This window comes from Streptomyces sp. NPDC001880, assembly GCF_053594575.1.
Window position 1 is genome coordinate 1 of record NZ_JBSFET010000079.1, and the last position, 20,598, is coordinate 20,598.

At 73.1% G+C, this 20,598-nt stretch carries 14 protein-coding genes; 8 read left to right on the top strand and 6 right to left on the bottom strand.

The window, feature by feature from the left end; all coding sequences use genetic code 11:
- The 4 genes from ACWCQ6_RS28665 to ACWCQ6_RS28680 form a co-directional block, all read left to right on the top strand.
- Positions 1 to 1,179, top strand: a 1,179-nt coding sequence (locus ACWCQ6_RS28665) for a tetratricopeptide repeat protein (RefSeq protein WP_451094019.1), incomplete at its 5' end; no start/stop codon positions are given.
- A 2-nt stretch (positions 1,180 to 1,181) separates the two neighbouring features.
- Complete coding sequence (locus ACWCQ6_RS28670) at positions 1,182 to 2,555, top strand: protein phosphatase 2C domain-containing protein (protein ID WP_451094021.1); 1,374 nt, start codon at positions 1,182 to 1,184, stop codon at positions 2,553 to 2,555.
- Between the two features lie 122 nt (positions 2,556 to 2,677).
- Positions 2,678 to 4,036, top strand: a complete 1,359-nt coding sequence (locus ACWCQ6_RS28675; protein ID WP_451094023.1) for a vWA domain-containing protein — start codon at positions 2,678 to 2,680, stop codon at positions 4,034 to 4,036.
- 131 nt (positions 4,037 to 4,167) lie between these two features.
- The gene (locus ACWCQ6_RS28680) at positions 4,168 to 5,421 is read left to right on the top strand and encodes an FHA domain-containing protein (protein ID WP_451094025.1); all 1,254 of its coding nucleotides are present in this window, start codon (positions 4,168 to 4,170) and stop codon (positions 5,419 to 5,421) included.
- A gap of 22 nt (positions 5,422 to 5,443) precedes the next feature.
- On the opposite strand, the gene ACWCQ6_RS28685 is transcribed toward ACWCQ6_RS28680, so the two are convergent.
- Positions 5,444 to 6,424 carry a methyltransferase domain-containing protein gene (locus ACWCQ6_RS28685; protein ID WP_451094027.1) on the bottom strand — a complete coding sequence of 327 codons (981 nt, stop codon included), beginning with the start codon at positions 6,422 to 6,424 and terminating at the stop codon, positions 5,444 to 5,446.
- A gap of 134 nt (positions 6,425 to 6,558) precedes the next feature.
- Between ACWCQ6_RS28685 and ACWCQ6_RS28690 the strand changes: the two genes are divergently transcribed.
- The 4 genes from ACWCQ6_RS28690 to ACWCQ6_RS28705 all read left to right on the top strand — a co-directional run bounded on the left by ACWCQ6_RS28690 (position 6,559) and on the right by ACWCQ6_RS28705 (position 14,221).
- Positions 6,559 to 6,963, top strand: a complete 405-nt coding sequence (locus tag ACWCQ6_RS28690; protein ID WP_451094029.1) for a globin — start codon at positions 6,559 to 6,561, stop codon at positions 6,961 to 6,963.
- Between the two features lie 175 nt (positions 6,964 to 7,138).
- Positions 7,139 to 10,450: an FtsX-like permease family protein gene (locus ACWCQ6_RS28695; protein WP_451094031.1), complete on the top strand. Its 3,312-nt coding sequence runs from the start codon at positions 7,139 to 7,141 to the stop codon at positions 10,448 to 10,450.
- Position 10,451: 1 nt separating this feature from the next.
- Positions 10,452 to 13,256 carry an FtsX-like permease family protein gene (locus ACWCQ6_RS28700; protein WP_451094033.1) on the top strand — a complete coding sequence of 935 codons (2,805 nt, stop codon included), beginning with the start codon at positions 10,452 to 10,454 and terminating at the stop codon, positions 13,254 to 13,256.
- Positions 13,253 to 14,221 carry an ATP-binding cassette domain-containing protein gene (locus tag ACWCQ6_RS28705; RefSeq protein ID WP_451094035.1) on the top strand — a complete coding sequence of 323 codons (969 nt, stop codon included), beginning with the start codon at positions 13,253 to 13,255 and terminating at the stop codon, positions 14,219 to 14,221. The genes ACWCQ6_RS28700 and ACWCQ6_RS28705 overlap by 4 nt, the downstream gene beginning before the upstream one ends.
- Before the next feature lie 139 nt (positions 14,222 to 14,360).
- Here ACWCQ6_RS28705 and ACWCQ6_RS28710 read toward each other — a convergent pair whose 3' ends face one another.
- From ACWCQ6_RS28710 to ACWCQ6_RS28730, 5 genes are all read right to left on the bottom strand, one after another.
- A complete protein-coding gene (locus tag ACWCQ6_RS28710) occupies positions 14,361 to 15,041 on the bottom strand; it encodes a hypothetical protein (protein WP_451094037.1) in 681 nt (226 codons plus the stop codon).
- Positions 15,038 to 15,460: an acyl-CoA thioesterase gene (locus ACWCQ6_RS28715; protein ID WP_451094039.1), complete on the bottom strand. Its 423-nt coding sequence runs from the start codon at positions 15,458 to 15,460 to the stop codon at positions 15,038 to 15,040. Before ACWCQ6_RS28715 ends, ACWCQ6_RS28710 begins: the two co-directional genes overlap by 4 nt.
- A gap of 5 nt (positions 15,461 to 15,465) precedes the next feature.
- Positions 15,466 to 17,130, bottom strand: a complete 1,665-nt coding sequence (ettA, locus tag ACWCQ6_RS28720; protein WP_451094041.1) for an energy-dependent translational throttle protein EttA — start codon at positions 17,128 to 17,130, stop codon at positions 15,466 to 15,468.
- A gap of 287 nt (positions 17,131 to 17,417) precedes the next feature.
- Positions 17,418 to 18,605 (bottom strand): outer membrane protein assembly factor BamB family protein, encoded by a 1,188-nt coding sequence (locus ACWCQ6_RS28725; RefSeq protein ID WP_451094043.1) that lies wholly within the window; start codon positions 18,603 to 18,605, stop codon positions 17,418 to 17,420.
- Between the two features lie 394 nt (positions 18,606 to 18,999).
- Positions 19,000 to 20,445, bottom strand: a complete 1,446-nt coding sequence (locus tag ACWCQ6_RS28730; protein ID WP_451094045.1) for an LAETG motif-containing sortase-dependent surface protein — start codon at positions 20,443 to 20,445, stop codon at positions 19,000 to 19,002.
- Positions 20,446 to 20,598 lie beyond the last annotated feature (153 nt).

The window sequence follows — 20,598 nt, forward strand, 5'->3', positions numbered from 1 at the left end:
GCCGCACCCGTGCCGGGCGCGCTGCCCGCGGGCGCCCCGCCCGTTCCCGGGTACGCCGCGCCGGGGGCCGGTCCGCTGACCGCTCCGCCCACCCATGTCCGGGCCGGCGGAGCGCCGGGCCGCAGCGGCGAGGCCCTCCCGTACGCGCAGGCGCAGTCCGCGATTCCGGGCCCCCGGATCCCGGCCGGCGCCCCCGGTGCGCCGACGGGGTTCCCCACCCCGCAGGGCGGCCGGCCGGCCGGGCTCGACGTACGGTCCACGTCGCTCGCGCTGCCCGTGCCCCGGGTCGACGCGAGCGATCCCAACGCGGGCTTCCTGGCCGGGCTGATGACCACCGCCCCGGCCGAGCTGATCACCGCGCTGAACGCGGTGCCCGTGGCCTCGCTGGAGACCCGGCTGCGCGAGCTGCGCGCCCGCCTGGAGATGAACGAACTCGGTGCCGCGGGCCGGACCCTGACGGCGCTGGAGGGCCAGTACCCCGACGACTGGCGAGTCGTCTGGCACCGCGGCATCACCTCATTGGTGACCGGTGACAACGAGAACGCGGCGCTCTCCTTCGACGCGGTGTACGACGCGTTCCCCGGCGAGCCGGCGCCCAAGCTGGCACTGGGGATCTGTGCCGAGGTGCTGGGCCAGCTGGACAACGCCGCCGAGTACTACCGGCTGGTGTGGACGACCGACCCGAGCTTCGTCAGCGCCGCCTTCGGGCTGGCCCGGGTGCGGATCGCCGCAGGGGACCGGGCCGGGGCCGTCGGGGCGCTGGAGTCGGTGCCGGAGGCGTCGATCCACTACACGGCCGCCCGGGTCGCCGCGGTGCGTGCCCGGCTGCGTGGCCGGGCCCCGGACGAGCCGCTGATCGACGATCTGATGGCCGCTTCCGACCAGGTCTCGGGACTGGCCGGTTTCGGGCTGGACGCGGTGCGCCGGGAACAACTGTCGACCGAGGTGCTGGGCACGGCGCTCGACTGGGTGCTCTCCGGCAGCCCGGCGGCGCAGTCGCCCGCGTCTGCCGGGCCGACCGGGCCGAGAACGCTGCTCGGCAGTGAGCTGGACGAGCGGGGCCTGCGCTTCGGGCTCGAGCGTTCGTACCGGATGCTCGCCAGGCTTGCGGAGCCCGGCGATGAGAGGATCGAACTGGTGGAGCGGGCCAACCGTTTCCGCCCCCGGACGTGGGTGTGAAAATGTCGCAGAAGCCCCAGGAGACGGCCCTGTCGAAGTGCCCCGGCTGCGAGGAGCCGCTGGAGCCGGGGGACCTGTTCTGCGGTGCGTGCGGGTACGACCTGTCGGCCGTGCCCGCCGCCCCCCAGGACCACCCGACGGTCGCCCTGACCGTCCCCGAGGAGAACGGGGCAACGGCCCGCGCGGCGGAGGTCCGCTTCGACCGGCGGGCCGGATCGGACGGACCGGACGGAGTGGACGAAGCGGGCGGGGCCGCCGGATCGGGCGGACCGGCCGGATCGGAAGCATCGGCCGTATCGGGCACGTCGAGCGGGTCCGGAGACTTCGAGCTGGCCGCGCCCGCGCCCGCTCCGGCCGCCGCGCCGCCGGCCGGCTTCCCGGCAGCCGCGCCCGACCCCCGTACCCCCGCCGGGGAACCGCTCGCCGCCACACCGCCTGCGGGCACCCGGGTGTGTGTGGCCTGCCGGGCCGGCAGCGTCGACACCGACGGCTACTGCGAGAACTGCGGTCACGCCCAGCCGCGCGAGCGCGACCACATGGAGCAGGAGCTCAGTTCGGTGGCTGCTGTCAGCGACCGTGGGCTGCGCCATCACCGCAACGAGGACTCGTTCGCGGTGTCGACCACTGCCCTGCCCGACGGTTCACCGGCCGTCGTCGCGATCGTCTGCGACGGTGTCTCGTCGGCCAGCCGCCCCGACGAGGCGTCGGCGGCCGCCGCGAGCGCGGCCAACGAGGCGCTGCTGGAGTCGCTGCCGCGTGGCACCCATCCGCAGCAGGCGATGCACGAGGCGATCCTCGCGGCCGCCGAGGCGGTCAACGCGCTGGCGCAGGAGCCCGGCCGGGCCATGGAGCACGACCGGCACCGCCACCAGAACGCCCCGGCGTGCACCCTGGTCGGCTCGGTCCTGGCGGGCGGCCTGCTGGTCGTCGGCTGGGTCGGCGACAGCCGTGTCTACTGGGTGCCCGAAGACCGCGCCAACCCGCCCGCCCGGCTGACCGAGGACGACTCCTGGGCCGCGCAGATGGTGGCGGCGGGGCTGATGAACGAGGCCGAGGCGTACGCGGACGAGCGCGCCCACGCCATCACCGGTTGGCTCGGCGCCGACGCCTACGAGCTGGAACCGCACACCGCGTCCTTCAAACCGGACCGGTCGGGTCTCGTGGTCGTCTGCACGGACGGCCTGTGGAACTACGCGGAGTCGGCGGCCGAGATGGCCGCGGCGGTGCCGCCCGACGCGCATCAACGGCCGCTGCACGGTGCCCAGGTGCTGGTGGGCCATGCGCTCGACGGCGGGGGCCACGACAACGTAACAGTGGCTCTGCTGCCGTTCGCCGTGGAGCCTCAGGGGGCAGGATCGGCGTGCGGTACCCCGTGAGTCCCGTTCCGTAGCGCTTGGTTCCAGTTCCGACCGTCCGCCCCGCCACCGCCGCCTTCGCCCGTTTTTCTTCGCTCGCAGCTGTCTTCATCCGACACCTGGAGTCCCAAGGAGCCGACCAGATGGCCAACTTCTCCAAGTCGAACGTGCCGCAGTTCTCCGTCGAGGTGTACCAGAACGAATATCTGCCGGAAGGCGGACGCGAGGTCAACGCGATCGTCACGGTCACCTCGACCGGGGGCGGCACCACCGGCGGCGTCCCGCTGTCCGGTGCGGCGGTGACGCCCGCGCGGGCGTTCGGGCAGGCGCCGAAGGCCGCCGTGGTGATCATGGTCGACTGCTCCGGCTCGATGGACTATCCGCCGACGAAGATGCGCAACGCCCGCGACGCGACGGCCGCGGCCATCGACACCCTGCGCGACGGCACCTCGTTCGCCGTCGTCGGCGGTACGCACGTCGCCAAGGAGGTCTACCCGGGCAACGGCAGGCTCGCCGTGGCCGACGCCCAGACCAAGGCACAGGCGAAGGAGGCCCTGCGCGCGCTCAGCGCCGGTGGCGGCACGGCGATCGGCACCTGGCTGCGGCTGGCCGACCGGCTGCTCGGCGCGGCCGCTGTGGACATCCGGCACGGCATCCTGCTCACCGACGGCCGCAACGAGCACGAGGCCCCGGAGGACCTGCGGGCCGCGCTCGATTCCTGCGCGGGCCGCTTCACCTGCGACGCCCGCGGTGTCGGCACCGACTGGGAGGTGAAAGAAGTCACAGCGATCGCCTCCGCGCTGCTCGGCACGGCCGACATCGTCGCCGACCCGGTGGGGCTGGCCGCCGACTTCACGCGGATGATGGAGAACGCGATGGGCAAGGAGGTCGCGGATGTCGCGCTGCGGCTCTGGACGCCCGTCGGGGTCGGGATCAGGTTTGTGAAACAGGTCGCACCGACGGTGGTCGATCTGACCGGTCGGCGCACCGAGGCGGGCCCCCGTGCCGGGGACTACCCCACGGGCTCCTGGGGCGACGAGTCCCGCGACTATCACGTGTGCGTGACTGTGCCGCAGGCCGGGATCGGGCAGGAGATGCTGGCGTCCCGGGTCTCGCTGATCCTCCCCGACCCGTCGGGCGGGGCTCCGCAGACGCTTTCGCAGGGCCTGGTCAGGGCCGTGTGGACCGAGGACATGGCAGCGTCCACCTCGATCAATCCGCAGGTCGCGCACTACACCGGCCAGGCGGAACTGGCACAGGTGATCCAGCAGGGACTCGATGCCCGCAAGTCGGGAGACTTCGACGGCGCGACCGCGAAACTGGGCCGCGCGGTACAGCTGGCGTCGGCGTCCGGAAACGAGGACACTGCGAAACTGCTTTCGAAGGTGGTGGACGTCGTGGACGCGGCGACCGGTACTGTGCGACTGAAGGCCAAGGTCGCGGACGCCGACGAGATGACACTCGAAACGCGCTCGACCAAGACCGTTCGCGTCAAGAAGTAACCACCGAGCCGTAGAGCGAAAAAGCACAGAGCCACACAGTCGAACCGCCCGGCGGAATGCTCCGCCGGGGGCGAAGAGCAGGAAAAATACACCGGCCCAGGGGCCGGCCCAGGAGAGGGGGAAGTGCCGACATGCCGACCTGCCCGAACGGACACCAGTCGGGTTCCGATGACTGGTGCGAGGTCTGCGGCCATCGCATGACCGGCGCGGGCGCGCCTGCGGGCGCGGTCCCCCCGCCGCCGCCTCCGCCGCCCGCTCCCGGCTACGGCTACCCGCCGGGCCAGGGATCCGGCGCGACCCAGCAGGCGGAGCTCTGCCCGCAGTGCCGCACGCCCCGCGAGGCGATGGCGCCGTTCTGCGAGGAGTGCCGCTGGAACTTCCTCACGAGCACCGCGACGTCGTACACACCGCTGGCCCCGGCCCACAGCGTTCCCGGCCCGCCGCCCGGCCTCAATCTGCCGCCCGGCTTCCAGGCGCAGCAGCCGCCGGCCCCGCAGACGCGCGATCCGTTCGAGTACCAGGGTTCGCGGCCCTCGCAGGTGAACCGCCCGGCCGAGCCGCTCTCCCCCGAGCCGGGAAGCCCCCCGGGTCCCCCGGCGCCCGGACCGGGCCCGCAGTCGCCCCCGGTCCCCGGCCCGCAGTCCCCCTCGGTCCCCGGCCCGCAGTCGCCCCCGCCGCCGTTCCAGCAGGGTCCGCCGCCTCCGCCGTCCTTCCAGCAGCAATCGGCGCCGCCCTCGCCGTTCCAGCAGCAATCGGCGCCGCCCTCGCCGTTCCAGCAGCAGTCGGCGCCGCCCGCCCCGCAGCCGCCCGCCCCGCAGCCGCCGGCCCCGCAGCCGCCCCCGCCGCAGGGGCCGCAGGGTGGTGGCGACGACGACTGGATGCTGTCGCCGCCCTCCCGTACCCAGCCCCCGCAGCAGCAGCCGGCCCCGCCGAAGCAGGAACAGCCGCCGTTCCCGGGACCGGGCCAGAACCAGCCGCCCGCGAGCTGGACCGCGGTCATCGCCCCGGACCGTGAGTACTTCCTGGCGATGATGCAGCGCAGCGGCCCCGAGGCGACCGGGCTGAACCTGCCCGCGTACTCCCCGGAGCAGCAGCTTCCGCTCTCCGGCAGCCAGGTCACCATCGGCCGCCGCCGGCAGAGCACCGGCGAGTCCCCCGACATCGATCTGTCCGTGCCGCCGGAGGACCCGGGTGTCTCGCACCAGCACGCGGTGCTGGTGGCGCAGCCCGACGGCGGCTGGGCCGTGGTCGACCAGAACTCCACCAACGGCACCACGCTCAACGGCGCCGAGGACCCGATAAAGCCCTATATCCCCGTCCCGCTCCAGGACGGCGACCGGGTGCATGTCGGGGCGTGGACGACGATCACGATCCGCCGGGGCTGATGCCCGCCGCGGCCGATCCGCGTCAGACGGTGGGCAGTGGCCAGGCGTACGGCCCCTCGGGGTCGTCCAGCCAGGCCCACTGCCGCCCGTCCCTGACCGTGATGCCGAACCTCTCCCGCTCGGGGCGCCGCTCGCGCCGCCAGAGGGAGAGGGCCTCGCGCGGGTCGAGGGAGCCCTCGGTCAGCGCCAGCATGAACCGGAAGAGGTCGTTCTCGCTGACGCGTCTCGGCACCGTGCCGGTGTGCGGGCGCCGTGCGGTCCGCGCCGGGGTGCCGCGCAGCGGTACGAAGTAGGCGGCCGTGTGCAGGAACCGGCCCTCGGCGTACCTGCCGTGTGCCCCGTCCCGTACCCGCAGCGCGATCAGTCCGGTGGCGAACGGGGCCAGGATCCGGGCGCCCGGCACGCACTGTTCCAGCCAGGACTGCGGTACGCACGGCAGGGTGCAGGTCGCGATGATCCGGTCGTACGGGCCGCGCCGGGGCCAGCCCCGGGTCCCGTCCCCGGTGATCACCGCCGGGTGGTACCCGGCCGCGGCGAGGTGCCGGCGGGCCGACTCGGTGATCTCCGGGTCGAGATCGACGGTGGTCACGGCGTCGTCACCGAGCCGGTGGGAAAGCAGCGCCGCGTTGTAGCCGCTGCCGGCGCCGATCTCCAGGACCCGCTGTCCGTCCTGTACGTCCAGCTCTTCGAGCATCCTGGCCATGAGTGAGGGCTGGCTGCTCGACGAGATCAGTTCGCCGTCCTTGATCCGGGTGGCCAGCGGCCCGTCCTCGTAAGCCCCGCGCAGCCACTGGGCCTGCCGGACGGGGTCGGGGTCCTCGCACCACAGGCGGTCGTAGCCGCCGGCCACGAAGTAGTACGGCACGAACAGATGCCGTGGCACTTCCTCGAAGGCGGCCCGCCAGTCGGGGTCGCGCAGCGCCCCGTCGGCCACGATGGACCGCACCATCGCCCACCGCTCCTCGGCGGCGGCCGTGGCGAACCGGTCGGTCTGCGCGTCCATACCTCCACCTTCCTGCGTCGAGGGCCCGGGGGCCAGGAACCCGGGCGGGCGTCGGGCCGTTGAACTGCCGGGTGGTCCTGGCAAGAGGTCCTAGGACCCCGGTCCTCGGCCGGTGCGTCTGCGACGATGGACGGGTGACAGAGATTCCGCGCGACACGCTGCAGGAGCAGACCTTCTACGAGCAGGTCGGCGGTGAGGAGACCTTCCGGCGCCTGGTGCACCGCTTCTACCAGGGGGTCGCCGAGGACCCGCTGCTGCGGCCGATGTACCCGGAGGAGGATCTGGGCCCGGCCGAGGAACGGTTCGCGCTGTTCCTGATGCAGTACTGGGGAGGGCCCCGTACCTACAGCGAGCGGCGCGGACACCCCCGGCTGCGGATGCGGCACGTGCCGTTCCGGGTGGACCGGGCGGCGCACGACGCCTGGCTGAGCCATATGCGGGTGGCCCTCGACGAGCTCGGGCTGGCGCCGGAGCACGAGCGACAGCTGTGGGACTACCTGACCTATGCCGCGGCCTCGATGGTGAACACCCAGGACTGAGCCCCTTTCCCTATCACTTTTCCGCCGTAGGCGCGGAATACGGTCTTCCGTCACCGATATACGGTCACAATCGGATCAAGTACGGACGCAAGCGGTTTCCAAGAGCGCATGCGCCTTGAAAGCATCCGTAGAACGCCGGGGGGCGTGTGTGTGATGAGGGCCCAGGGGGGCGTAAGTGACGGGGTTCGTCTTTCTCCGGGTGCGGGCCCATCGGCTCCTGCTCTCCGCGGCCCTTCTGGCCGTCGTACTGACCACCTCGGTGCTGGCGGCACTGACCGCCTTCTCCGGCTCCGTCGGCGACGCGGCGCTCCGCCACGCTCTGACCCACCGTTCGGCGGTTGACGCCTCCCTCGTGATGTCCGCTCAGGTGGCACCCGCGCAGCGGGACGCGGCCGACGCGATCGCCCGGAAAGCGGCCCGCGAGGCCTTCGACGGCCTTCCGGTGACCGTCCGGACGCTGGAGACCTCGGGGTCGTACGCGCTGCCGCGCGAGCTGCGGGCCCCGCAGGCCCGGGGCGGCGAGCCCGATCTCACGCACTTCGCCTCGGTCGACCGCAGCCGGGTCCGTATCACCGCGGGCCGCATGCCGGCTTCGGCCGACGGCAAGACCGGCGAATTCGGCGGGCCCGTCCAGGTGGCCCTGCCGCGGCCTGCCGCCGAGGCGCTGAAGCTGAAGCCCGGTGCGCGGATCACCGTCACCGACCGGCTCACCGACAAACCGTTACGCGTCCAGGTCACGGGCGTGTACGAGGTGTCCGACCCGGCCGATCCGTACTGGCAGCTGGACGAGCTCGGCGGGCGCGGCATCCGTAAGCTCGCCTTCACCACCTACGGCCCGCTGCTCACCGGCTCCGCCCCGGCCGTCTCCGGCCGGATCAGTTCCGGAACGATGTCGTGGCTGGCGGCCGCCGACTTCCGCACGGTCACCACGGACCGCATCGACGCACTGCACAGCGCCGCCACGGCCGCTCCGAAGACGGTGACTGCGGCCCCCGAGTTCAAGAGCGGTGCCACCGCGCGGACCTCGCTCCCCCAGGTGCTGGAGCAGATCGACCGGGCGCTGCTGGTCTCCCGCTCGACACTGATGATCGTGGCCGTCCAGCTGGTGCTGCTCGCAGGGTACGCGCTGCTGCTGGTGGCCCGACTGCTGAGCAGCGAACGCGACGGCGAGACCCGCGTGCTGCGGGCCCGTGGCGGATCGCGCGGCCACATCACGGCGCTCGCCGCGATCGAGGCACTGCTGCTCGCGCTGCCCGCAGCACTCGTGGCCCCGCTGCTCGCCGGGCCGCTGACCCGGCTGCTCGCAAGCCGCGGCACACTGTCCCGGATCGGGCTGCGGCTCGACGGCGGCGCCACCCCCACCGTCTGGCTGGTCGCCGGGGTCACCGCGCTCGCCTGCGCACTGGCCGTGGTGGCGCCCGCGTTGACGGCGGGCGCCGGGGAGCGCCGGGGCGGCCGGGCCGCATCGCTGCCTGCACCGCTGCGGGCGGGTGCCGACCTCGGGCTGCTGGTGATCGCGGCGGTGGCGTACTGGCAGCTCGACCGCCGGGCCACGGATGCCGGCGGCGGTGTGCTGAGCGGGGACCGGCAGGGCCGGCTCGGCATCGATCCGCTGCTGGTCGCGGCGCCCGCGCTGCTGCTGCTGGCGGGCACCGTACTGACGCTGCGGCTGCTGCCGCCCGCGGCCCGGCTCGCGGAGCGTGGTGCGGCGGGCGGCCGGGGGCTGATCGCGGCCCTGTCCGGCTGGCAGTTCAGCCGGCGCCCGCTGCGCAACGCCGGGCCCGTGCTGCTGCTCGTCCTCGCGGTGGCGATGGGCATGCTGGCCATCGGGCAGCGCGCTTCCTGGGACCGTTCGCAGAGCGACCAGGCGGACTTCAGGGCCGGTGCGTCGCTGCGCGTGACGACCGGCGGCGACGACGATCCGGCGAAGGCGGGCGGGTACGCGCGGCTGCCAGGGGTACGGGACGCCGCGCCCGCGTTCCGCGCGACCACGGAGCTCTCGGGCGACCGCACCGCCTCCGTCCTCGCCCTGGACACCGCGCACGCCACCGAGCGGATGCTGATCCGCGACGACCTCGTCAACCGGCCGCGCGAGCGGCTGTTCGACCCGCTCGACCCGCCGAAGACCGCGCGGGCCGGGCTGACGCTGCCGGAGCACAGCGAGCGGCTCCGGTTCGACGTACGGATCACGGCGGCCGGGACGCACGCGGGCACGGCCGGCGATCCGGTCCTCGCCGTGCTGCTGGAGGACAGCTACGGCCTGCCCTACCGGGTGTCGGCCGGATCCGTGCCCGTGGACGGCAAGGCGCATCCGGTCGACTTCGCGGTGGCGGCCGAGGGCGGGCTCGCGGTGACCGGGTTCGAGCTGAGCGGCAACCGGCCGACCGGGCCGGACGAATCCCAGCGGCTCGGCATCGGCGCCCTGCGGACCGTGACGGCCGACGGCACCGAGCGCCCCATCCCGGTCCCCGACGGGTTCGGCTGGCACGCCGAGCTGACCGGAACCGGCAACGGTGGCGAGGCGGAGCCCGGCCAGGCGGTGGACGCGACGGCCTCCGCGAAGAGCCCGCTGACCGTCGGGTACGACACCGGCTCCGCCCCGAACATGTGGAACTACACGCCCGCCTTCTCCGTACGGGTCACCGCACCCCGCCCGAAGGCCCCGATGCCGAAGGCCATCGTCACCGACACGTATCTGAAGGCCGCCGGAGCGAAGAAGGGCCAGAGCGTCGATGTCACGCTCGCCGGCGAGACGCTCCGGGTGAGGATCGCGGACGTGGTGCGCGGGCTCCCGACCACCGGCACCGGCGCGGACGGCTCCGCTGCCGGGCGGGCCGAGGACCGCGACGGCGGAGCCCTGCTCCTCGACTTCGGGGCCGTCGGCCAGGTCTTCGCGCAGCGCCCCGGCGCCGTGCTCACCGCCAACGAGTGGTGGCTGAGCACCGCCCCCGGGCAGACCGCGAAGGCCGCCGCCGCGCTGCGGGCGCAGCCCGACACCGATCCGGCGCAGGTCCTGGTGCGCGACGAGATCGCGCGGGAACTGGTCGGCGATCCGCTGGGCGCCGGGCCGCAGTCCGCGCTGCCCGCGGTGGCGGTGGTCGCCGCGGCCCTGGCCGCGGTCGGCTTCGCGGTGAGCGCGGTCGGCGCACAGCGGGAAAGGGCCGCCGAGTTCGCCGTCCTGCGGGCGCTGGGCACCCCGCGCCGCCGCCTGACCCGGATGATCGCCGCCGAGCAGGGCGTACTGATCGCGATCGCGTTGCTGGTCGGGGCCGTGCTCGGGGCCGTGCTGAACCGCGCCGTCGTACCGCTCGTCGTACTGACCGGGCAGGCCGCCGCGCCGGTGCCCGGGGTGCTGGTGCAACTGCCGGCCGGTCAGATCGCGGCGCTGCTGGCAGGGGTCGCCGCGCTGCCGCTGGTGATCGTCGTGTCGCTCGCGCTGCGCGGCGCCGACCCCGCGGCCTCGCTGCGCGTCCAGGGGGACAACTGACATGACTCCGCGTTCAGTTCGAGACGGCGACACCCTCGCCACCGCGCCCTGGGTCCGTACCCGGCTGCGTACCGCTCCCGGCACGGCCTGGGCGCTGGGGCTGCTGGTGCTGGTCACGTCGTTCCTCGCGGCCCTCTTCCCGCGCGCGGTGGAGCGCCAGGGGACCGACGGGCTGCAGCACGACATCACCGCCGCCAGCCCCGGGCACAGCGCCCTGGAGCTGATCAGCCCGCAGCCCGGCCTCCAGATGCTCCCGGCCGAGCGCGAGGCGGCGGTGCGCGGCGCGGCGCTGAAGACCGTCCACGAGAAAACGCGCGCCGCGCTGCCCGCCAAGGTGCGGCCCGGTGCCGGCGAATCCTCGTACGGCTTCGGCACCAGCCGGCCGATACCCGCGCAGGAGACCTGGCTGCCGCGGCCCGAAGGGCTCGACCCGCAGCTGAGCTACACCACCCTGTCGGACCTCCCCCGCCACGCCGCACTGCGCTCCGGGGCCTGGCCCACCGTGCGCGGCACAGTCACCGAGGACACCGAAGCGGTGGAGGGCGCGATCACCGAGGAGACGGCGAAGGCGCTGGGGGCCGAGCCCGGCTCGACGATCTCCGTACCGACCCGGGCCGGGGAGCACCTGACCGTACGGATCACCGGCGTCGTCGCCCCCAAGGAGCCCCGGAGCACCTACTGGTCGGCCGATCCGCTGTTGCGGACCCCGGCCCTGGTGCCCGAGCCGACCCCGATCCCGCCCCCTCCGACCCCGCCTCGCCACTACTGGACCGCGGCCGTGCTGCTGGCGCCGGACGCCGGGCCCGCACTGCTCGGCTCGACCGGCGAGCCGGAGATGTTCTGGCGGTTCGCGCCGGACGCCTCCGGTCTGACCGCCGACGACGTGCCGGGGCTGCGTTCGGCGGTCGCCTCGCTGGAGAGCGGTCCGGGGCTGGTGCGGCTGCGGGCGATGGCCGGTGACAACGCGGCCTTCCGGACCGAACTGGACCGGATCCTCGCCGGCTACGACACGCTGCGCACGGCGATCGAGCCGGTCGTCACGGTGGCCGCCGTGGGCGTCGGGGCCGTCGCCGCCGTGGTGCTGCTGATGACGGCCGGGCTGATCGGCGGGCGTCGCCGGGAGGAACTGGCGCTGCTGCGGGCGCGCGGCGGTTCGCTGGCCGGGCTGAGCGGGCGGCTGCTCGCCGAGACGGCGGTGGTCGCGGTGCCCGCGGCGGCGCTGGGGCTGCTGGCCGCGCTGCCGTTCTTCGGACCGGCCCACCTGTGGCCCTCGGTGGCCGGGCCGGCCTTCGTCGCCGCGCTGATCTGCGCCGCGGTGCCGGTGGGAGCGGTGCTGCCGCATCGCCGGCTGCGGCTGCCCGGTACCCGCGACGATCTGATGGACGCCCGCCCGTCCCGGCTGCGTACGGTCGCCGAGCTCACCGTGCTGGTGCTGGCGGCGGGTGCGGTGGCCGGGCTGCGGCGGCGCGGCACGGCGGACGGCGACGGCGGCGATCTGCTGGTCAGCGCAGCCCCGGTGCTCGTCGGGCTGATCGCGGCGCTGGTCCTGGTGCGGCTGCTGCCGTGGCCGCTGCGGCTGGCCTCGCGGGCCGTCGCCCGGCGGCGCGGGGCGGTCGGCTTCCTGTCGCTGGCCCGTGCCGGGCGGAGTTCGGCGGGCGGTGCGCTGCCGCTGCTCGCGCTGCTGCTGGCGCTGACCACGGCGGCGTTCGGCGGTTCGGTCCTCGCCGGGGTCTCGGACGCCCGTGACCGGGCAGCGGTGCTCGCGGTCGGCGCGGACGCCCGGATCAGCGGGCTGCTCGACGCGGCGCCGCTCCCGGCCCGGGTGGTCCGGGAGGTCCGGGCGGCGGACGGCGTACGGCAGGTGGCCGCGGTGCAGGTGGTGTCCGGGGTGCCGATGCCGCCCGCCGCGGACGGCTCCGGCAGCATGAAGAACACGGTCGTGCTGGGCGTCGACCCCGACACGTACGCCGGGCTGGCCCGTACGACGGACCTGGGGGCGTTCCCGGCCGACCGGCTGCGGGCGGGCAAGGGCAGGGCCGGGAGCATGGTCGTGCCGGTGATCGCGTCGCCGTCCACCGCCGCTGAACTGGGCGACGGACCGCGCGACCTGACCACCGCGGCCGGGGACCTCAGGGTGCGGGTGGTCGGGATCGTGCCGCGTACCGCCGCCGTCCCCGACCACGAGTTCCTGCTCGTCGACTCCGCAGCGCTCACCCGGCAGCGGACCACCACCCTGCTGGTGGCCGGTGACCCGGACCCGAAGGCCCTGCGGGACACGGCCCGGCAGGCGGGCAAGAGCGTCTCCGTACGGCTGCGCGCCGAGGAGCGGGCGGCGTTCGTCGACACCCCGATGCAGCGGGGGGCGCGCGGGATCTACGCGGCGGCGGTCGCGGTCGGGGCGGGCTACGCCCTGCTGGCCGTCCTGCTGTCGCTGCTGCGCACCGCACCGGAGCGCATCGCCCTGCTGGCCCGGCTGCGGACCATGGGCCTCACCTCCCGGCAGGGAAGGCGGCTGCTGGGGCTGGAATCGCTGCCGCAGGCCCTGCCCGCGGCCCTCGGCGGAGTGCTGGTCGGCTGGGCGACGATCTCGCTGCTGGCCCCGGGCGTCGACCTCGTGGGGCTGGCGCTCTTCAACGGGCCGGGCGCCACCGTGCCGGACACCGCCCGGCTGCGGCCCGACCCGTGGTCGCTGATGCTTCCGGCGCTCGGCGTGGCCGTCCTCACCGCCACGCTGGCCGCCGTCCAGGCATGGTGGGCGAGCCGCCGCGGATCGATCACCGAACTCAGGGCAGGAGACCCCCGATGACGTCACCGTCGACCGGCACCACCCTCGCCGAGCTCGAACAGCGGGCCGCCGCGCGCCGCGACCGGCCCTCCTACGGGCACGACGCGCTGATCGCCTGTGACCGGCTGGTCCGCATCTTCTCCGCGGACGGGGTGGAGGTGCAGGCCCTCCAGGGCCTCGATCTCCTGGTCACCGAGGGCGAGTTGATGGCCCTGGTCGGCGCTTCCGGCAGCGGCAAGTCGACCCTGATGAACATCCTGGCGGGCCTGGACGTGCCGACGGCCGGGTCGGCGAAGGTGGCGGGCCGCGACCTGCTGTCGATGGGACAGAAGGAACGGCTCCGCTACCGCCGGGAGGTCGTCGGCTTCGTCTGGCAGCAGACCGCCCGCAATCTGCTCCCGTATCTCACCGCCGTCCAGAACGTCACTCTGCCGATGCAGCTGCGCGGCCGGGGCCGGATCCGGGGTGCCGAACGGGCCGCCCGCGCCGAATCGCTGCTGCGGATCCTGGAGGTCGCCGACTGCCGCGACCGGCGCCCGCAGCAGCTCTCCGGAGGCCAGCAGCAGCGGGTGGCGATCGCGGTCGCGCTCGCCAACAACCCGTCGGTGCTGCTCGCCGACGAACCGACGGGCGAGCTCGACTCGGCCACCGGCGAGCAGGTCTTCGCGGCGTTCCGCCGCGCCAACGAGGAACTCGGCACCACGATCGTGATCGTCACCCACGACCAGGCGGTGGCGTCCGAGGTCCGCCGCACGGTCGCCATCCGCGACGGCCGTACGTCCTCCGAGGTGCTGCGCCGTACCGAGGTGGACGCGGCGACGGGCCAGGAGTCCCAGGTGGCACGGGAGTACGCGATGCTCGACCGCGCGGGCCGGCTGCAGCTGCCCGCCGACTACACGGAGGCGCTCGGGATGGAGCACCGGGTGATGCTGGAGCTGGAGCAGGACCACATCGGAATCTGGCCGGACGACCAGCCGCGCCCGTGACGGGCTCCGTGTTCACCGTCCGGATGGGCGACCCGGCTCAGGGCGCCCAGGACCTGGCCGCGCTCCGGCTGGTGGACAGGGCCCTGACCGGTCAGGTCTCCCGGTCCGTCCGGTCGGGTCGTGTCGTCGGGCGGGACGCTCAGCCCGCGCCCACCGTCACCGCGAGCGTGCCGAGCCCGCTGCCCGGTCCGCGCAGGGCGATCGAGCCGAACGGGGTGCGCAGCCGCAGCCAGGAACCGGCCGCGAGCAGGGCGACCGGGAAGTCCGGCGCCGGGCGGAGAAAGCCGAGGGACTGGGCGGCGTGCACGGCCCGCAGCGGGAGCTCGGTACCGGCGAGCGTGCGCGACCAGATCTCGCGGCCGATCAGGTCCCGCTGCGCCCGGGTGCGGCGCTCCTCGGGCAGGGCCTCGTCGCGGGAGCGGAACTCCGCCACCGCGGCGGTGACCGCCGTGCGCAGGGAGACCGGGTCGGGCAGACCCGGCAGTTCGCGCCAGCCGCCACGGGGCGGCAGGACCCCCGTCCACGGCGGCCCGGTGACGGGTGCCGGGATCGCGCCGGCGTCGGTGGACTCCCCGAGGGATTCGAGGAGTTCACCGGCGGACACGGTGAGGTCGAAGTCGTCCGGCGTGGCCAGCCGCGCAGCCCGGATCGCCAGCACCTCGAACGACGGCGGCCTGCCGAAGACGGCCAGCGCGCCGCCGCCCGCCTGCATCCGCACCGCGGCGGCCCGGTCGTAGTGGAGCAGCCGGCCGAGGAAGGCCGCGAGATCCGCGGCCTCCCTCCGGTCGGCGAACTCCAGCGACCGTACGGGCACCGTCATGCTGCGGCAGGCTCCTCGACCATGTACTGCTGGAGGAAGAGCCGCTCCTCGGCGGAGATCCGCCGGGGCCGCTCCTCTGTGAGGTCGTACGGCACGACGACGGTCGAGGCGCGTACGTACACCTGGTCCGGGTCCTTGATCTCGTACGCGATCGTCAGCGACGCCGCGCCGATCTTCGTGACCCAGGACTCGACGGTGACCGGCTCGTGCCGGTGGACCAACGGCCGTACGTAGTCGATCTCGTGGCGGGCCACGACGGAGCCGCCGGAGAAGGACGGCGAACCGTCCCCCGGCGCCAGCCGGAACATGAAGTCGATGCGCGCCTCCTCCAGGTAGCGGAGGAAGACCACGTTGTTCACATGGCCGAAGGCGTCCATGTCCGACCAGCGCAGCGGGCAGCTGTAGATGTGACGAGCCAAGACGATCAGCCTCGCGTCAGCTTCTTGTACGTGGCACGGTGCGGGCGGGCCGCGTCCGCGCCGAGACGCTCGACCTTGTTCTTCTCGTACGACTCGAAGTTGCCCTCGAACCAGTACCACTTGGACTCGCCCTCGTACGCCAGGATGTGCGTGGCGACGCGGTCCAGGAACCAGCGGTCGTGGGAGATGACCACTGCGGCGCCCGGGAACTCCAGGAGGGCGTTCTCCAGCGAGGACAGGGTCTCGACGTCGAGGTCGTTGGTGGGCTCGTCGAGGAGCAGCAGGTTGCCGCCCTCCTTGAGCGTCAGCGCCAGGTTGAGGCGGTTGCGCTCACCACCGGACAGGACGCCGGCCGGCTTCTGCTGGTCCGGGCCCTTGAAGCCGAACGCGGAGACATAGGCCCGCGAGGGCATCTCGACCTGGCCGACGTTGATGTAGTCCAGCTCGTCCGAGACGACGGCCCAGAGGGTCTTCTTCGGGTCGATGTTGGCGCGGGACTGGTCGACGTAGGAGATCTTGACCGTGTCACCGATCTTGATGGAGCCGGTGTCCGGGGTCTCCAGGCCCTGGATCATCTTGAACAGCGTGGTCTTGCCCGCGCCGTTCGGACCGATGACGCCGACGATGCCGTTGCGCGGCAGCGTGAACGACAGGTCGTCGATGAGGACCTTGTCGCCGAAGGCCTTCGAGAGGTTCTCGACCTCGACGACGATGGAACCGAGCCGCGGGCCCGGCGGGATCTGGATCTCCTCGAAGTCCAGCTTCCGCATCTTGTCCGCCTCGGCCGCCATCTCCTCGTAACGGGCGAGACGGGCCTTGGACTTGGTCTGCCGGCCCTTGGCGTTGGAGCGGACCCACTCCAGCTCTTCCTTGAGCCGCTTGGCGCGCTTCTCGTCCTTGCGGCCCTCGACCTTGAGGCGGGTGGCCTTCTTGTCGAGGTACGTGGAGTAGTTGCCCTCGTACGGGTGCGCGCGGCCGCGGTCGAGTTCGAGGATCCACTCGGCGACGTTGTTCAGGAAGTAGCGGTCGTGCGTGACGGCGACGACGGCGCCCGAGTACTTCGAGAGGTGCTGCTCCAGCCAGTTCACCGACTCGGCGTCGAGGTGGTTGGTGGGCTCGTCGAGGAGCAGCAGGTCGGGGGCCTCGATCAGCAGCTTGCAGAGCGCGACGCGGCGCTTCTCACCACCGGAGAGGTTGACGACGGGCCAGTCGCCGGGCGGGCAGCCCAGCGCGTCCATGGCCTGCTCCAGCTGGGCGTCCAGGTCCCACGCATTGGCGTGGTCCAGGTCCTCCTGGAGCTTGCCCATCTCCTCCATGAGCGCGTCGGAGTAGTCGGTCGCCATGAGCTCGGCGACCTCGTTGAAGCGCTTGAGCTTGCCCATGATCTCGGCGGCGCCGTCCTGGACGTTCTCCAGGACCGTCTTCGTCTCGTCGAGCTGCGGCTCCTGCATGAGGATGCCGACGCTGAAACCGGGCGACAGGAACGCGTCACCGTTGGAGGGCTGCTCCAGGCCCGCCATGATCTTCAGCACCGTGGACTTGCCGGCGCCGTTGGGGCCCACGACACCGATCTTCGCGCCGGGCAGGAAGTTCAGGGTGACGTCATCGAGGATCACCTTGTCGCCGTGCGCTTTGCGCGTCTTGCGCATGGTGTAGATGTACTCAGCCAAGAGAAACCGTCCGGCTATCGATGTGTGGGCAGATACACCCCATCTTGCCTGACGGCCGCCTGTCTACGGAAACCAGTCTCACCGGGCGCCCGTGACCTGCCCCTTCACCGTCCCCGCCGGTAGCCGGTCCGTAACCGGCCGTCGCAGCCGGTCGCTGACGGGCGGCCTCGCACGGCCCGGGAACGACAGCTCCGCGGGCGTCGCCCGGCCGGCGGGCCCGGTCCTCACCTCGTTCAACGGCGGCCGGGCAGGGGGTGGCCGCCGGAACCGGCCACCACCCCCGCTGTTCACTGCCCGTACGCGACCAGCAGGTGGGTGGCCGGAACCACCACGAGCCCGCCACCCGCTCCGAGACCGGTCAGCGGCTCGGACACGTTGTGCTCGTCGGGCTCGTTGATCGGCGCGCCGACGTCGGTGGACCAGACGGACTGACCGGTGGCGCCGTTGAGCGCCCAGAGCCGGCCGGTTCGGGAGCCGACGTAGACGTAGCCGTTGACGACGATCGGCGCCGTGCTGATCTGGCCGTCGCCCTCGAACTTCCAGCGAGTGGCCAGGGTGCGGCTGTGTCGCTCCTGAAGGACACCGTCGTCGACGAAGTAGCCCTGGCGCCCGTCGAAGGCCGGTGCGGGCGGCCGGCCGGTGGCCTCGTAGGTGCCGCGTACCGTCCCGTCGGCGGCGTCGAGGACCGAGGGGACCATCCCGGCGTCGTCGCGGACCCAGACACCGCCGTCGGCGATGACAGGGGTGCGGCCCCCGCCGCCGGAGCAGTCCGTCCGGTGGCGCCAGATCGGGTCGCCCGACTTGGGGGCGAAGGCGTATGTCTGCTCGCAGGCGTACGAGACGTAGACCCCGTCGGCCGTGACGGCGGGCGAGCTGTTGTCCCCGTTTTCGACGGGCTGGGTCCAGAGCACCGCACCGCTGGACGCGTCCACCGCGTACAGGGTGCCGCCGGAGCCGGCGCCGCCCGTGTACACGACGCCGTCGGCGAAGGCGGGCGGCGAGGTGAAGGAATACTGGCCGGGCAGCGTGGTGGTCCAGATCTTCGTCCCGGTGGCCGGGTCGAAGGCTGTCAGCACGCCGTCGTGGTTCTGGGCGTAGAGCCGGCCGCCCCCGTAGGCGAGCGCGGACCACCAGTAGGTGCCACCGAGGTCGACGGGCTCCCAGGCGTTCTCGCCCGTGGCCGCGTCAATGGCGTGGAGGACGGTGCCGTACCCGTTCGGCGAGGCAGCGGTGGCGAAGACGCGCCCGTCGGCCACGACGGGGTAGGAGACGTTCCCGCCCAGGTCGCGGGACCATTTCCGACTGAGCGGCGGCGCGCCCACCGCGGTGTCGACGAGGCTGCCGTCGTGCTGTGCGTTGATCTGATAGGTGGTCGAGGCTCCGGCCGGCGTCGGCTGTGCGCCGACCGGCGACACAAGCATGACAACCGACAGTGCCGCGCCGGACAGGACGGTGACGGTTCTTCGAAGCTTCACTCAGATGTCCCTCATCATCCGGCATCGCCGTGGCGATGCGCACAAGGCGGTCAGGCCCCAGGTCCGGCGGCCCGCTCCCAAGCCCTCATCGTCCCCCAAAGGAACCTCAACCACCTTCTATTTTCGACCAGTTGGATCTCCTCGACCGCGTTCCGCGATCCGAGGCACCGGTCGACGTGACACTGCCCGGGCGACGCCCGCCGACTGCCCCATGGTGGAGCCCGCCCCGTCCGCGATACGCCCGTCCCGGCCTGCCGGGTGCGCCGGGGCGAAGGTTTCCGGCATGCGACGGCCCCGGTACGCATCGGCGTACCGGGGCCGGTCATCAGGCGGACGTGGCAGCCCGCCTTCGTTCGTCACTCCCGGGATTCAGCTACGGGGCGACGGTGCGGGATCACTGTGCGGAGGTCTGCGTCTTGCGCTTGCGGAGGAAGAAGACCGCGCCGCCGCCGACGACGACGAGAGCGATCGCGACGCCCGCGATGACCGGGGTGGCGCTGGAGCCACCGGTCTCGGCGAGGTCACCCGAGCCACCGGTCGAGCTGCCGCCGGACGTGACAGGGGTCTTGTCGCCGCCGGTCTGGGTCTCGGTGCCGCCCGTGGCGCTGCCGCTGGTCTTGCAGTCCAGGACGCCCTTGAACGTCTTCGTGAAGCCACCGGGGCCGGTGATCGTGAAGTCGTACGCCTGGTCCTCGGCGACCGGGACGGTGACCGTCTCGGTCTTGCCCGCCTCGATGGTGTGCTTCGCACCGGCCAGCTCGAAGGTGAAGGCCTCGTCACCCTCGTTGGACGCGGTGACGTCCACGCCGCCCTTGGCGCAGTTCTTCTTCGCCGAGACGGCCGGGATCGCGCCCTTCTTGGCCCAGGTCCCGGTGGCGGTCGCGGAGACCGTGGTCTCGCTGGAGCCGGCCAGGATCATGGTCTGGCTCTTGGTCACACCGGCGAAGGCCCGGCCGACCGGCACCGAGGTGGTGGCCTGGACCGTCATCGAGGCGGTGCCGTCGGCGGCGCCCGCCGGCACGTCGAAGTAGAGCTCGGCGCCGTTGACCGCGGCGGTGACGGGCTTGCCGGCCTTGTCGGTGATCTTGACACCGCTGGCGGCGTCGGCGGGCGGGGTCACGGAGACCTGGCCGGCGTTGGTGCGGACGGTGACCGGGCCGAGCCGCTCACCGGACTTGCCGGAGACCGCGGCCGGGTCCAGGGCGAGGGACGCCTTGGGCTCGGCCTGGTCGACGGCGCTGCGCTCCAGCCAGTCGGCGAGCTTCTCGGCCTGGCTGTCGCTCGCCTCGATGTCGACGTTGTCCGAGTAGCGCCAGATGGCGACCTGGGTGCCGGCCGCCGCGGTCTTCTCGGTGAGCGGCCCGGTGCCGGCCTCCTCGGCGAGCGCCGCGAGGTCGTCGACCTGCGGGTAGGAGTGCTCCAGGATCCAGCGGATCTTGCCGGCGTTCTTGTTGCCGCCGAGCGAGGTCTGGTTCCAGGGGGTCTCCAGGTACTTCGCCTGGTCCTGGGTGGGGTTGTGGATGTCGATGCAGTACGTCTTGATCTTGCCGCCGCCGTCGACGGTCATCTCGAAGAGGCCGGCGGGCAGCTCCTGGTTCCTGCCGTTCGCGTGCAGCACGGCGCGGTCGAAGGTCTTCAACCCGTCCAGCACCGCGGCCGCGCCGCCCTGGTGCTGCGGGGTCTCGTCGGCGACCGCGCTGCCCGCGCCGACGAGGGCGCCTGCCATGACCAGACCGGACGCCACCACCGATGCGGCCAGCCGGGCTATGCCGCGCCGCCTCGGAGAATGGGCCGTCGTCCCCGAGGACGACGAAGCGGTCGCTGAAGAAGCAGAAAACACAGAATTCCCCTCCGGGCGGGACCTTCCGCGCCTGATGCGCGTGTGGGGACTGCCCCGCCAGTCGACTCAAGTGCCCCGTGAGTACTGAGGAATCCTAAGGACGAAGCGATGAACAGTCCCCCGTCTTACCGCCGTACAACCATTCCGAATCGG